General features: G+C 67.7%; 15 protein-coding genes. All 15 read right to left on the bottom strand.

Annotation, left to right across the window (positions count from 1 at the left end; all coding sequences use genetic code 11):
- Complete coding sequence (locus D0Z60_RS07495; RefSeq protein ID WP_118857668.1) at nt 1-876, bottom strand: hemolysin family protein; 876 nt, start codon at nt 874-876, stop codon at nt 1-3.
- Nucleotides 876-1,373, bottom strand: coding sequence for an rRNA maturation RNase YbeY (gene ybeY, locus D0Z60_RS07490; RefSeq protein ID WP_118857667.1), 498 nt, complete (start codon nt 1,371-1,373; stop codon nt 876-878). Before ybeY ends, D0Z60_RS07495 begins: the two co-directional genes overlap by 1 nt.
- On the bottom strand, nt 1,373-2,383 hold the full coding sequence (locus D0Z60_RS07485; protein ID WP_118857666.1) for a PhoH family protein: 1,011 nt from the start codon (nt 2,381-2,383) through the stop codon (nt 1,373-1,375). Before D0Z60_RS07485 ends, ybeY begins: the two co-directional genes overlap by 1 nt.
- 70 nt (nt 2,384-2,453) lie before the next feature.
- Nucleotides 2,454-3,770 (bottom strand): tRNA (N6-isopentenyl adenosine(37)-C2)-methylthiotransferase MiaB, encoded by a 1,317-nt coding sequence (gene miaB, locus D0Z60_RS07480; RefSeq protein WP_118857665.1) that lies wholly within the window; start codon nt 3,768-3,770, stop codon nt 2,454-2,456.
- A 10-nt stretch (nt 3,771-3,780) separates the two neighbouring features.
- Entirely contained in the window at nt 3,781-4,554 is a 774-nt protein-coding gene (locus D0Z60_RS07475) for a lysophospholipid acyltransferase family protein (protein ID WP_118857664.1), read from the bottom strand.
- Entirely contained in the window at nt 4,526-4,948 is a 423-nt protein-coding gene (locus tag D0Z60_RS07470) for a Fur family transcriptional regulator (protein WP_118857663.1), read from the bottom strand. The genes D0Z60_RS07475 and D0Z60_RS07470 overlap by 29 nt, the downstream gene beginning before the upstream one ends.
- A gap of 151 nt (nt 4,949-5,099) precedes the next feature.
- The gene (locus D0Z60_RS07465; RefSeq protein ID WP_118857662.1) at nt 5,100-5,531 is read right to left on the bottom strand and encodes a Ros/MucR family transcriptional regulator; all 432 of its coding nucleotides are present in this window, start codon (nt 5,529-5,531) and stop codon (nt 5,100-5,102) included.
- Between the two features lie 127 nt (nt 5,532-5,658).
- Nucleotides 5,659-6,141, bottom strand: coding sequence for a GNAT family N-acetyltransferase (locus D0Z60_RS07460; protein WP_118857661.1), 483 nt, complete (start codon nt 6,139-6,141; stop codon nt 5,659-5,661).
- On the bottom strand, nt 6,141-6,752 hold the full coding sequence (gene tsaB, locus D0Z60_RS07455; RefSeq protein ID WP_118857660.1) for a tRNA (adenosine(37)-N6)-threonylcarbamoyltransferase complex dimerization subunit type 1 TsaB: 612 nt from the start codon (nt 6,750-6,752) through the stop codon (nt 6,141-6,143). The genes D0Z60_RS07460 and tsaB overlap by 1 nt, the downstream gene beginning before the upstream one ends.
- Nucleotides 6,753-6,867: 115 nt before the next feature.
- Nucleotides 6,868-7,446, bottom strand: a complete 579-nt coding sequence (locus D0Z60_RS07450) for a NifU family protein (RefSeq protein WP_118857659.1) — start codon at nt 7,444-7,446, stop codon at nt 6,868-6,870.
- Nucleotides 7,447-7,589: 143 nt separating this feature from the next.
- On the bottom strand, nt 7,590-8,483 hold the full coding sequence (gene mmsB, locus D0Z60_RS07445; protein WP_118857658.1) for a 3-hydroxyisobutyrate dehydrogenase: 894 nt from the start codon (nt 8,481-8,483) through the stop codon (nt 7,590-7,592).
- Between the two features lie 88 nt (nt 8,484-8,571).
- Nucleotides 8,572-9,348 carry an enoyl-CoA hydratase gene (locus tag D0Z60_RS07440; RefSeq protein WP_118857657.1) on the bottom strand — a complete coding sequence of 259 codons (777 nt, stop codon included), beginning with the start codon at nt 9,346-9,348 and terminating at the stop codon, nt 8,572-8,574.
- Nucleotides 9,349-9,545: 197 nt separating this feature from the next.
- Nucleotides 9,546-10,622 (bottom strand): enoyl-CoA hydratase/isomerase family protein, encoded by a 1,077-nt coding sequence (locus tag D0Z60_RS07435; RefSeq protein ID WP_118857656.1) that lies wholly within the window; start codon nt 10,620-10,622, stop codon nt 9,546-9,548.
- Nucleotides 10,619-12,244 (bottom strand): PHA/PHB synthase family protein, encoded by a 1,626-nt coding sequence (locus D0Z60_RS07430; protein WP_118857655.1) that lies wholly within the window; start codon nt 12,242-12,244, stop codon nt 10,619-10,621. Before D0Z60_RS07430 ends, D0Z60_RS07435 begins: the two co-directional genes overlap by 4 nt.
- Nucleotides 12,241-13,383 carry an acyl-CoA dehydrogenase family protein gene (locus D0Z60_RS07425; protein WP_118857654.1) on the bottom strand — a complete coding sequence of 381 codons (1,143 nt, stop codon included), beginning with the start codon at nt 13,381-13,383 and terminating at the stop codon, nt 12,241-12,243. Before D0Z60_RS07425 ends, D0Z60_RS07430 begins: the two co-directional genes overlap by 4 nt.
- Nucleotides 13,384-13,454: the final 71 nt, after the last annotated feature.

The raw sequence follows: 13,454 nt of genomic DNA, 5'->3' as shown, positions 1-13,454 counted from the left end.
TCAGCCTCTCGGCGTTTCGCCGTCCGGGGCGTGCAGCCGAAGCCGGTTCATGCGCCGCCCGTCGGCCTCGACGCACTCGATCCGCCAGCCGCTCGGGTGCTCGACCGATTCGCCGGGCTGGAGCAGTCGGCCGGCGAGCAGGAAGGCGAGCCCGCCGATGGTGTCGATCTCGTCTTCCTCGCTGGTCAGGCGAGCGTCGATGGTCTCGCGGATCTCGTCCAGCTCGACCCGCGCCCCGGCCTCCCACACGCCGTCCTCGAGCATTGCCAGCCCGGCCACCGCCGCCTCGTCATGCTCGTCCTCGATCTCGCCGACGATTTCCTCGACCACGTCCTCGATCGTCACCAGTCCCTCGGTCCCGCCGAATTCGTCGACGACGATGCCGAGGTGCATCCGGCCGCTGCGCATCCGCGCCAGAAGCTCGAGCACGCCCATCGATTCGGGCACGAACAAAGGCGTGCGCAGCAGGCTGTCGATCGAGCGGTCGCGGCCCGGCGTGTTGAGCGCCTTGTAGACGTCCTTGATGTGGATCATGCCGACGATGTCGTCGAGGCCCTCGCCATACACCGGCAGCCGGCTGTGCTCGGCCTCCGCGAAAGCGGCGACCAGCTCTTCGAAGCTCGCCGTCTTCGGCACCGCGATGATGTCGCCGCGGGTGACCGCCACCTCGCCCGCGGTGCGGTCGCCGAAGTGAAGCAAGTTGCGCAGCATCTGGCGCTCGTGGGGGCTGAGGTCGCCGCGCTTCTGGCGCCCGCCCTCGGCCTCGTCGATCGCGTCCTCGATCTGGTCGCGCAGGGTCGCCTCGCTGTCCTCGCCGAACAGCAGGTGCCGCATCCCGCGCCACAGGCGTGAGCCATTGTCCTCCTGCTCGGCCATCAGGCGGCGCGCTCGGCATAGGGGTCGGCGATCCCGAGGCGGGCGAGGGCGCGGATTTCGCGCGCTTCCATGTCGGCCGCCGCGGCGTCCTCATGATGGTCGTGGCCGAGCAGATGCAGCGTTCCGTGGACCAGCAAATGCACCGCGTGCCGCTCGAGCGGGATCGCCTTTGTGGCCGCTTCCGACGCGCATACGCCATGAGCAAGGATGATATCGCCAAGCATCAGCTCGCCCGGCGCCGGCCGCTCGAGATCGTCGGCGTCGGCCATCGGGAAGGACAGGACGTTGGTCGGCTTGTCCTTGCCGCGCCACTTGGCGTTCAACGCGTGGACTTCCTCATCGCCGGCCAGCCGCACCGAAATCTCGGCACCGCGTTCGCGGCCCAATTCGGGGAACGGACTTTCGGCGATCGCCGCCGCGGCCGCGCTCCGGGCGAGCGCCGCCCAGTCGGTGCTACTGTCCCACTCCGGATCGGCGTCGAGCAGCACGTCGAGCATCACAGGCCCGGCCCCTCATAGGCTTCGACGATCCGCCCGACGAGCGGGTGGCGGACGACGTCTGCGGCGGAGAAGCGGATCATGCTGAGCTTGGGGATACCTTCCAGCTTGGCGACCGCGTCGGCGAGCCCCGAAGTGACGCCATTCGGCAGATCGGTCTGGTTGGGGTCGCCGCAGATCACCATCCGGCTGCGCATACCGAACCGCGTCAGGAACATTTTCATCTGCTGCGGCGTGGTGTTCTGCGCTTCGTCGAGGATGATGAACGCGTCGCCCAGGGTCCGCCCGCGCATGAAGGCGATCGGCGCGATCTCGATCTCGCCCGATGCGATCCGCCGCTCGACCTGTTCGGTCGGGAGCATATCGTACAGCGCGTCGTACAGCGGGCGCAAATAGGGGTCGACCTTCTCCTTCATGTCGCCGGGCAGGAAGCCAAGGCGTTCGCCCGCCTCCACCGCAGGGCGCGACAGGATCAGCCGGTCGACCTGGCCGGTGATCAGCATCGCCACCGCCTGCGCCACCGCCAGATAGGTCTTGCCGGTGCCGGCCGGCCCAAGCGCGAAGATCATGTCGTCGCGGCCCAGCGCCTCCATGTAGCTCGCCTGGATCGTAGAGCGCGGGACGATGGTCTTCTTGCGCGTCCGGATCATCACCTTGGGCGGGCTGGCCACGTCCTCGCTGATGATTCCGTCGAGCGCCGGCTGCGCGGCCATTCCGATGACCGCCTCGACCGCCGCCGAGTCGACATCGTGGCCCTGGTCGAGCCGGTTGTAGAGACCGACCAGCACGTCGCGCGCGCGGGTCGCCGATTCCGGCTCGCCCTCGATCATCACGCGGTTGCCGCGCGCCGCGATATGCACGCCGAGCCGGTCCTCGATCATCACCAGATGGCGGTCGTAATCGCCGAACAGCGGCCCGATCAGATAGGGCTGGTCGAACTCCAGCTCGAGCCGCGCGCGGCCCTCGATCGGCCCATCGGCATTGGCGGCGGCAAGGTCACGCTTGGCCATCAGCGGCCGCAGTCGAATGTCGGGTGCATCGCTCGGTCTATAGCGCGTCCCGCCGCCGATGCCACAATCATCAAGCGGCGGCCTGGCGGTGGGCGAGGACTCCGCCCAGGCTGTTGGGCCCGGCGCTGACGAGGGTGACGTCGAGCATGGCGCCGATCTCGGCCTCGGCCTCGACGTGGACCGACTGGAGCCACGGCGACTTGCCGATCATCTGCCCCGGTCGGCGGCCCTTGCGGTCGATCAGGATGCGCGTGCTTCGGCCGACCGAGGCGCGGTTGAACGCCTGTGAATGCTCGGCGATCCGCGCCTGCAAGCGCTGCAGCCGCTCGTCCATCACCTCAAGCGAAACCTGATCGTCCATCGCCGCCGCCGGAGTGCCCGGGCGCGGCGAATATTTGAACGAATAGGCCGCGGCGTAGCGCACCGCATCGACGATCCGTAGCGTCGCCTCGAAGTCCGCCTCGCTTTCGCCGGGGAAGCCGACGATGAAGTCGCCGGAGATGGCGATGTCGGGCCGCGCTGCGCGGAACCGCTCGATCAGCCGGACATAGCCCTCGGCGTCGTGGCTTCGGTTCATCGCCTTCAGGATCCGGTCGCTGCCCGACTGCACCGGCAAGTGGAGGTACGGCATCAGCTTGGCGACCTCGCCATGCGCCGCGATCAGCGCGTCGCTCATGTCCATCGGGTGGCTGGTGGTGTAACGGATGCGCTCCAGCCCATCGAGGCGGTCGAGCGCCCGGATCAGCGCATCGAGGCACCGGTCCCCATCGCTCCACGCATTGACGTTTTGGCCGAGCAGGGTGATCTCGCGCGCGCCGCCGTCGACTAGCGCGCGGGCCTCGGCGACGATGCTCGCGAACGGGCGGCTGATCTCGGCGCCCCGGGTGTAGGGCACGACGCAATAGGTGCAGAATTTGTCGCACCCTTCCTGCACCGTCAGGAAGGCGCTCGGGCCGGTTCGGCGGCGGGCGGGGAGGGCGTTGAACTTGGTCAGCGCCGGCAAATCGGTGTCAACCACGCGCCGCCCGGCCGCTGCCTCGGCGACCATTTGCGGCAGGCGGTGATAGGCCTGCGGGCCGACCACCATGTCGATCATGCTGGTCCGCCGCTGCGCCTCGGCGCCCTCGGCCTGGGCGACGCAGCCGGCGAGCGCGATCAGCGGCCGGCTGCCGTCCTCGCGCCGCAGTCGACCGACATCCGAATAGGCCTTCTCCGCCGCCTTTTCACGGATGTGGCAGGTGTTGAGCACGACCAGCTCGGCGTCCTCGCCGTCGTCCGCCGCGCGCATCCCCTCGGCGCCGAGCATCTCGGCCATGCGCTCGCCGTCATAGACGTTCATCTGGCAGCCGAAGCTCTTGATCCGGAAGGTTTTGGGGGGAGTGGCCATGGCGGCGCGCCTATAGGACAGGGCGGGCGGTTTCGCCACCCGCCAGCGCGACCGCCACCGCATCGTGCGCCGCGCGCGCCAGCGCCTTGCGGTCGTCGGTCGGCTCAAGCGGATCGAGCAGCCGAACCGTCACCGGGTTGCGCCGCGCCCGGCCGAGGATGCGCAGGAAATTGGCCAGCCCATGTTCGCCGGGGATCCACGCCAGCTCGCTCGCGCGGCCGTGATAGTCGATCGCCACCGGCCGCATCGCAACGCCATCGGGCGGCGGCGCGACTGCCGACAACAGGCTCGGCTTGAACGGCAGCAGCTGTCCGCCGTCGCCGACTGTGCCCTCGGGGAAGATGGCCAGCGGGTGCCCGCTTGCCAGCGCTTCGCGCAGCCGCTGCGCCTGGCCGTGGATCGCGCGCTTGTCGGCCCGGTCGACGTAGAGCGTCGCGTTCTGGTCGGCGATCCACTTCAAGAGCGGATGGTCGGCGATCTCGGCTTTCGAGACGAAGGCGCAGCCGGTCGCGCCGGCCAGCACCGGAATGTCGAGCCAGCTGACATGGTTGGCGATGAGCAGCGTGCCCGTCGCCGCAGGCCCGCCCGCGACCCTTACGTCGGCCCCGCAGATTCGCGCCGTCCCCGCCAGGAACCGCCGCGGCCAGCGCGAGCGGCCGCCGAGCCGAGCCGCCAGATGCGGCACGACGCATATGAAAAACCAGCCGATCAGCAGCGCGAGGCGGGCGAATGCGCGTAAGCGCGACGATCCGGAATCAGCGCTCGCGGTCGCTGCGGACGCCATAAAGCTCCATGCGATGGTCGACCAGCCGGAAGCCCAGGCGCTCGGCGATCCGCCGCTGCAATTCCTCGAGCTCGTCGTCGGCGAATTCGATCACCGTCCCGGTCTCGACGTCGATCAGATGGTCGTGATGGCTCTCCGACGCCGCCTCGTAGCGCGAGCGCCCGTCGCCGAACTCGTGGCGCTCGAGGATCCCGGCCTCCTCGAACAGGCGGACGGTGCGGTAAACCGTGGCGATCGAGATGTTGGGGTCGACCGCCGCCGCCCGCCCATGCAGCGTCTCGACATCGGGATGGTCCTCGCTGTCGGCCAGCACCTTGGCGATCACGCGGCGCTGCTCGGTGATCCGAAGGCCCTTGTCGGCACACAATTGCTCGATGTCGATGGTGCGATGCATCACGCGAACCTAGTGAGCCAAGCCGCCGAGAGCAACCGAAGCGGAGCGCAGCGAGCGCAAGTTGATCGAGAGACGGCGAACGCCGGCCAGCCTCGCAACGCGAGGACTGACGTCACGGGATTTACTCCCGTGACGGCCCCACGCGCCCCGGCTACTTCGCCCCAGCCTTCTTCCCGGTCCCGCGCTTGCGCTTCGTGCCCAGGCCGATCGACTTGGCCAGGGTCCGGCGCTGCTCGGCATAGTTGGGCGCGACCATCGGATAGTCGGCGGCCAAGCCCCACTTGGACCGATATTGGTCGGGGGTGAGGTTATAGTGGGTCATCAAATGCCGCTTCAGCATCTTGAGGCGTTTCCCGTCTTCAAGGCAGACGATATAGTCGGGCTTGATCGAAGAGCGCACCGGCACCTTCGGCTCGGGCCGCGGCTCCTCGCCGCCCATCCCGTTCAGTCCCGACAAGGCGCCGTGAACATTGGCAATCAGCTGCGGCAAATCGTTCACTGCGACGCTATTGTTGCTGACGTGCGCGGCGACGATGTCCGCGGTCAGGGTGACGAGTGTATCCCTTAAATTGTCATCGGCCATTTGATTGTCCCCGAGCAAGAAGTCTTGTGCGCACGCATCGGCAATACATGCCCGTAACGGTTTAAGACTTTTCGCACCGCGAACGCAATGGTCCGGGACCTTCGCCGACCCCGTATTTGTACGGGGTTCAGCGCTCGCGGACCATGGTGATCGCGTCGTGGCGCGAGCCGTCACGCCCGCGGTAGTAATCCTTGCGCCGCCCGGCCGGGGTGAAGCCGGCGCGCGCATAGATCCCCACCGCCCGGTTGCCGTCGCGGACTTCGAGGTGAAGGCGGGTGATCCGGCCGCCGGCATGCGCGGCGATGAATTGCTCGAGCAATGCCGAGCCGAGGCCGCACGATTGGAAGCGCGGCGCCACTGCGAGCAGCAGCAGCTCGGCCTCGTCGGCCACCGCCCGCTCGAGGGTGAAGCCGGCCGGCGCTCCGTCGCCATCGCGCGCGACGACCAGCCGAACGCCGCTCAACGGCAGGATGCCGCCGCATTGCGAGCGCGACCAGCCTTCGCCGAACTCGCTCGAGAAGGCCGCGCTCATCACCTGCATGACGTCGTCGAGGTCGGCCGGGCCGCCGAGCGCGATGGCGAATTGCTTGGGCTCGGCGCGCGCGGCCATCACGCCGCCGCCCGCGGCTTGGCGTCGGGGGCGCGGGCGTAGGCCGGGGTGACCGGGAGCGAGCGCAATGCCTCGGGCAGGCGCCACGCGTCGGCCGCGCTGGGCAGCAGGTCCAGCGCCTCGCCCGACCCGCGCGCGGCGACCAGCGTGGCCGCCCCGCTGCCGACGACCAGGGGCGCAGAGATTGCTGCCGCGGCGTCGCCGGGAGTCATGCTGGTAGGCTCGCCGATCGCCTTCAGCGGGCCGCGCGCGAATGCCTGGACGAACAATTCCCCATGTCCGCCGACGGTCGCCACCGCCACCGGCCCGTCGCCGGGCGCTCCGGCGGCGATCAGTGCCAGCGACGACAGGCCGGCCAGCGGCACGTCCCAGCCGATGGCGAGACCGTGCGCTGCAGCAATGCCGATCCTGAGGCCGGTGAAACTGCCCGGCCCGGTGCCGACCAGGATCCGGCTCGGGACATGGCCGGCGACGATCTCGGCGACCAGCGGCACCAGCCGCTCGGCATGGCCGCGGCCGATCACTTCGCTGCGGCTCGCATGCACCGTCCCGTCGAGCCCGATCAGGGCGACAGTGCAGGCCGGGGTCGCGGTGTCGATGGCCAAGATCATCGGCGCTCAGTGTGGGCATGCAGGGGGTTGAATGACAACCCCTCGTCATTGCCAGCCAAGCGAAGCAATCCAGGCTGGATTGCCGCGGCGCCGCTGGCGCCTCGCAATGACGATCCTACACCGCCTCGACCGTCTCCACTTCGGGGACATAATGTTTGATCAGGCTCTCGATGCCGCGCTTCAGCGTGATGGTCGACGACGGGCAGCCCGCGCACGCGCCCTGCATCTCGAGGTAGAGGCGCCCGTCCTTGTAACCCTTGTAGACGATATTGCCGCCGTCGTTGGCGACCGCCGGCTGAACCCTTGTCTCGAGCAGGTCCTTGATCTGGTCGATGATGTCGGCGTCGGCGGGATCGTCGGCGAACATCGGCGCCGCATCGGGCGCGACGTGGATGCCGGCCGCGCTGCCCGGCTTGAACAGCGGCGAGTCGAGCGAGAAATGGTCGAGCAGCAGGGTCAGCACTTCGGGCTCGAGCTGGTCCCATTCAACCGTCGGCGCCGCCGACACGCTGATGAAGTCGCGCCCGAAATAGACCCCGTCGACCATGCCGGTGGCGAACAGCGCCTCGGCCAGCGGGCTCGCCTCGGCCGCCTCGGGCGAAGCGAAATCGCGCCCGCCGACCTCCATCACGGTGCGGCCAGGCAGGAACTTGCGAGTCGCCGGATTGGGCGTGCGTTCGATCTCGATCAGCATGGCGGCGATGTGGTCGCTTGCCGAGCGAACATCAACCCGTCGCCTGAACGGACCAACCGTCGCCCCAGCGAAGGCTGGGGCCCATGCCTCACTTCAGCGCAAACCATGCCGGCATGGATCCCAGCCTGCGCTGGGATGACGAATCAGTCCGGCGCCACCCAGCTGTCGTCGATCATCTTGATCAGCGCCGAAAAGTCCTTCGTGCCGCCGCCGCGCTCGACGAACCGCTGGTAGAGCTCGGCTGCCTCGCCGCCCATCGGCGTATAGGCGCCCGCCTCCTCGGCCGCGGCCATCGCCAGCTTCAGATCCTTGAGCATCAGCTGCGCCATGAAGCCGCCCTCGTAATCGCGGTCGGCCGGGGTCTCGGGTCCCACGCCTGGAACCGGGGAATAGGACGTCATCGACCAGCTCTGTCCCGACGCCTTGGACGAGATGTCGTAGAAGGTCTGCGGGTTGAGCCCGAGCTTCTGCGCCAGCACGAACGCCTCGCACGTCCCCGCCATGGTCACCGCCAGCAGCATGTTGTTGACGATCTTGGCGGCCTGGCCGGCACCGGCTTCGCCGGCGTGGATCACCGCCTTGCCCATCGCCTCGAGCACCGGCCTGGCGCGTTCGAACCCCTCTTCCGACCCGCCGACCATGAAGGTCAGCGTCCCGCCATTGGCTGCGGCGATGCCGCCCGAAACCGGCGCGTCGACGCTCTCGAAGCCGAGCCCGCGCAACGTTTCGCCGACTTCCTTCGCGGTCGCGACGTCGATCGTCGAACAATCGATCATGAGCGCACCCTTGGGAGCATTGGGCGCGACTTCCTTGAGATAGACCGAGCGCACATGCTCGCCCGCCGGCAGCATGGTCACCACCGCCTCGGCATCCTTGACCGCCTCGGCGGCCGATCCGGCCCGCGCCGCGCCATGCCCCTCGGCCCGCGCCAGCGCCTCTTCGCTCAGATCGTACGCGACCACTTCGTGCCCGGCCTTGACCAAATTCGCGGCCATCCCGCCGCCCATGTTGCCAAGCCCAATGAATGCGATTTTCATACGCTCACTCCGTCATTGCGAGCGAAGCGAAGCAATCCAGCCTCGCGCCGCTGGATTGCCTCGTCGCTGCGCTCCTCGCAATGACGAGTCACTTCCCCGTCCACTGCCCGGGCCGCTTCTCGACGAAGGCGCTCATGCCTTCCTTCTGGTCCTGTGTCCCGAACAGTCCGTGGAACAGCCGCCGCTCGAAATTGATCCCCTGCGCGAGGTTCATCTCGAACGCGGCATTGACCATTTCCTTGTTGGCGATGGCGGCGAGCGGCGCCATCCCGGCGATCGTCGTCGCGGTCTTTAGCGCCTCGTCGATTAGCTCCGCGGCGGGCACGACGCGCGCCACCAGTCCGGCCGCTTCGGCCTCCTCGGCGCCCATCATCCGACCGGTCAGGCACATTTCCATCGCCTTGGCCTTGCCGACCGCCCAGGTCAGGCGCTGCGACCCGCCCATGCCCGGAGTCACGCCCAGCTTGATCTCCGGCTGGCCGAACATGGCGGTGTCGGCGGCGATGATGAAGTCGGCCATCATCGCCACCTCGCACCCGCCGCCGAGCGCGAAGCCGGCGACCGCCGCGATCCATGGCTTGCGAGTCCGGGTCACCTGCTCCCACCCGCCGAAGAAATTGGCGGCGTACATGTCGGCAAAGCCCTGGCTCTGCATCTCCTTGATGTCGGCCCCCGCCGCGAACGCCTTCTCGCTCCCGGTCAGCACCAGGCAGCGCTGCTCCGGGTCCGCATCATAGTCCGCGAACGCCGCGATGAGGTCCGCCAGTACCGCCGAGTTGAGCGCATTCAGCGCCTGCGGCCGGTTCAGGGTCACCAGCGTCACCGCGCCGCGCCGCTCGACCAGGATGGTTTGGTAATCGGTCATCGCAAACCTCTCTTAATCCGCAAACTCACTCCGCCAACCAATGCCCAGACGAGAGGATTGGCCATGACTAATATTATCCAGAATCTCGATTCCGAGGGTCCGAGAAACAACGCAATGATCGCGAGCCAAACCCACAAGAAGCAATAAACAGCGAAAGCCAGAAGCATTAGTTTTTTGAGTGAGCCCTTTATCACGCGTCAAAAATCGAAGGGCCGCCATTCCTCCTCGGGAGGAAGCGGCTCGAAGAACGCCTGAACATCGCGCTCCCCAATCGCCTCGGGCCGCGCCGGTGACCAATTGGGCCTATTGTCCTTGTCGATCAGCAGCGCCCGAACGCCCTCCTTGAAGTCGGGGTGGCGGATCATCCGCACCATGATCCCATATTCCATCCGCATCTCGTCGACGAAGTGCAGCTGGTACGGGCTCTCCTGGAGCAGCTTCAAACTGACCTTGCACGCCATCGGCGACTTGGCGCGGATCGTTTCCGCTTCTTTGGCGGCCCACTCGTCGCCCGCCGCGGCGCCCGCGTCGAGCGCGGCAATGATGTCTTCCAGCCGGTCGGCAGCGAAATAGCGGTCGATCCGCTCGAGATTGTCGGCAATCCGCGCCCGCGGCGGCTCCGCGGACAGCTCATCGAGGATCGCGGCGACGCGGAACGGCTGGGCCATGATCCGCTCCTTGGCCTCGTCCAGCCGGTCGGACGGGACATAATGCGTGGCGAGCCTCAGCTTGAGGCATTCGGCACCGTCCAACCGCGCCCCGGTCAGCGCGAGGAACTGCGCCATCCGCCCGCGCAGCCGGCTAAGGTAGCGTCCGCCGCCAACGTCCGGGAAAATGCCGATGGTCGTCTCGGGCATCGCCAGCACGGTGCGCTCGGTCGCGACCCGGTATCGGCACGGGCAGGCAATGCCGACGCCGCCGCCCATGGTCACCCCGTCCATGAAGGCGACTCCGGGCTTGGGGTAGGTATATTCGAGATGGTTGAGGCGATATTCGTCGAAAAAGAACGCACGCGCCGCGCTTTCATGGCCGTCGACGTCCTGCGCGATCGTCACCACGTCGCCCCCGGCGCAAAAGCCCCGGCCCTCCGAATGATCGATCAGGATGATCCTGACATCGGGGTCGTCGCGCCACTCGTGCAGCGCGGTGGCCATGTCGCGCACCATCTGGCGGTTGAGGCTGTGCAGCGCCCGCGGCCGGTTGAGCCGAAGCCGGCCGGCCAGCCCCTCCTTGACCGCGATCACGTCGCGTGTCGCCACCTCGGCGTCGCTCATGGCATCATCGCATAGCTGCCCGGAGCAGGCTCGATGCCGTCGTCGATCGCGCGCGCCGCGACCGACTTCCCGCTGCCTTTGGAATTCAGCCACTTGACCCAATGCGGCCACCAGCTGCCCTCGTGACGGGTCGCCTTGGCCAACCACTCCTCGGCCCGCTCGGGCATCGTCCGGCCGGTCCAATAGCCATGCTTGTTGCGGCTGGGCGGATTGATCACCCCGGCATTGTGCCCCGATCCGCCGAGCACGAAGTCGGCGCCCAGGTCGCGCGCGCCGCGATAGACCGCCTCCCACGCCGAGACGTGATCGTCCTTCAGCGCGACGACCATCATCGGCCATTCGATGGCGGCGAGATCGATCGCCGTTCCGGCCACTGCGAACCCGGCCGGGTCCTTCAGCCGATTGTCCTTCAAGAGATCGCGATTGTAGCTCTTGAGGAACGCCGCCGGGATCCGTGCGCCGTCCTCGAACCAGGTCAGCAGGTCGCTCGGCGGCGCGTCCTTGTCGAGCAGATAATGGTTCACCACGCTCGACCAGATGAGGTCGTTGGCGCGCATCGCTGCGAACAGCCGCTGAAGCTCGAGGCTGTCGATGAAGCCCTGCGCCTCGAGATGGTCCTCGAGCGCCGCGAGATGGCCCTCGTGCACGAACGCCGACCAGTCGCGCATGTCCGAAAAATCGACCAGGCTGCCGATCAGGGTCGCGCTGTTGACCTCCTCGCCGCGCCCCTCGGCGGCAAGCCAGGCGAGCGCGATCGCGACCAGCGTCCCGCCGAGGCAGAAGCTGAACAGGTCGGGCGCGGTGCCCGCGCGCTTCGCCGCCTGCTCGATGGCGACGACCACGCCCTCGGTGACATAGGCCGCGACGTCCTTGTCCTTGTGCTCCGGCCCCGGGTTAACCCACGACACGACGAACACCGTCCGCCCCTCGTCGACCAGCCATTTGACGAAGCTCTGCCGCGGCTCCAGGTCAATCATGTAGTAGCGGTTGACCAGCGGCGGCACGTAGAGCAGCGGCTCGGCCGCGACCTTGGCCGTGGTCGGCGTGTACTGGATCAGCTGGAACAGCGCGTTCTGGAAAACCACCGCGCCCGGCGTCGCGGCGATGTTGCGGCCCTTGACGAACGCGCCGTCGTCGCTGCGCCGCTGGACGATGCCCTTGCCGCTTGCGACATCCTCGAGGAAGTTGGCGAAGCCCTGCACCAGATTGGCGCCGTTGGTCTCCTTGATGCGCCTCACCACATCGGGGTTGGTCAGCGCGAAATTGGCCGGGCTCACCGCATTGAGATATTGGTCGACCAGGAAGCGCGCGGTCGCCTTGCTGCTGTCATCGCCGTCACCAAGCGCGACCAGTTCGCGCAACTGCTTCGAGGCGAGCAGGTAGGAGTCGCGGATCGAGCGATAAAAAGCATCGTCCTGCCACTCGGCGGCCATGAAGCGGCGGTCGCGCGGCGCCTCTCCGGCCTTGCCGGTCAGCGCGCCGGTCCAGAAATCGCCCCATTGTTTCGCCGCTTCCATCTGGACCGCGAGCAAATCCTGTGGCCGCGAGGCGAGCCCGAGCGCAGTCTCGCCCGCCGCCCGCGCCAGCGCGAACGGATCGAAGGGAAGGGTCGGCTTGGTCACTGGCGGGTCAGCTCCCGCCCGACGATCATCCGCATCACCTGGTTGGTGCCCTCGAGGATCGAGTGCACCCGGAGGTCGCGCCAGAAGCGCTCGATCGGATAATCCTGCAGGTAGCCGTAGCCGCCGTGGAGCTGCAGCGCGCGGTCGACGATCGACGAGCCGTTATCGGTCGCCAGCCGCTTGGCCATCGCCGCGAACTTGGTCTTGTCAGGGGCGTTAGCGCTGACCTTGGCGGCGGCGACATAGAGCAGGTAGCGCGCCGCCTGCAGGTCGGTTTCCATGTCGGCCAGCGTGAACTGGGTGTTCTGGAAGTCGGCGATCGCCTTGCCGAACTGCTTTCTATCCTTGGTGTAGGCGATCGCCTCGTCGAGGCAGCGCTGAGCCCCGCCCAACGAGCAGGCGCCGATGTTGAGCCGCCCGCCGTCCAGCCCCATCATCGCGATCCGGAAGCCTTCGCCCTCGGCGCCGACGCGGTTGGCGGCGGGCACTCGCACTTCGTCGAAATTGACCTGCGCAGTCGGCTGCGAATGCCAGCCGAGCTTCTTCTCCTGGGCGCCGAAGCTGACGCCCGTCATGTCCTTCTCGATCACCAGGCAGGAAATGCCCTTGGGCCCGTCCTCGCCGGTGCGGACCATCGTCACGTAGATGTCGTTCTCGCCGCCGCCCGAGATGAACGCCTTGGAGCCGGAGACGATATAGTCGTCGCCGTCCTTGACCGCGCGCGTCTTGAGCGCCGCCGCGTCAGACCCGCTCGACGGCTCGGTGAGGCAATAGCTGCCGATCCGCTCCATCGTCACCATCGAGGGGAGATACTTCTGCTTCACCTCGTCGCCGCCGAAGCGGTCGATCATCCACGCCGCCATGTTGTGGATGGAGATGAACGCGCTAGTCGACGGGCAGCCATAGGCCATCGCCTCCATGATGAGCGCCGCTTCCAGCCGGCCGAGCCCGATCCCGCCGCTTTCCTCGCTGACGTAGATCGAGCCGAAGCCGAGCTCGGCCGCGGCGCGGATCGTGTCGCGCGGAAAGATATGCTTTTCGTCCCATTCGGCGGCGTGCGGGGTGATCGCGTCGGCGGTGAATGCCTGCGCCATCTCCTGGATCTGGCGCTGCTCGTCGCTGAGGTCGAATTGCTGCATGGCGGGCGCCCTAGCATCCACTTTTCGTCATTGCGAGGACTCCGGCGAAGCCGGAGGCCGCGGCAATCCAG

The organism is Sphingomonas mesophila (assembly GCF_003499275.1).
GTDB classification, from domain to species: domain Bacteria; phylum Pseudomonadota; class Alphaproteobacteria; order Sphingomonadales; family Sphingomonadaceae; genus Sphingomicrobium; species Sphingomicrobium mesophilum.
Note: the sequence above shows the minus strand (reverse complement) of the source record. Positions and strands in the feature narration are given on the sequence as shown.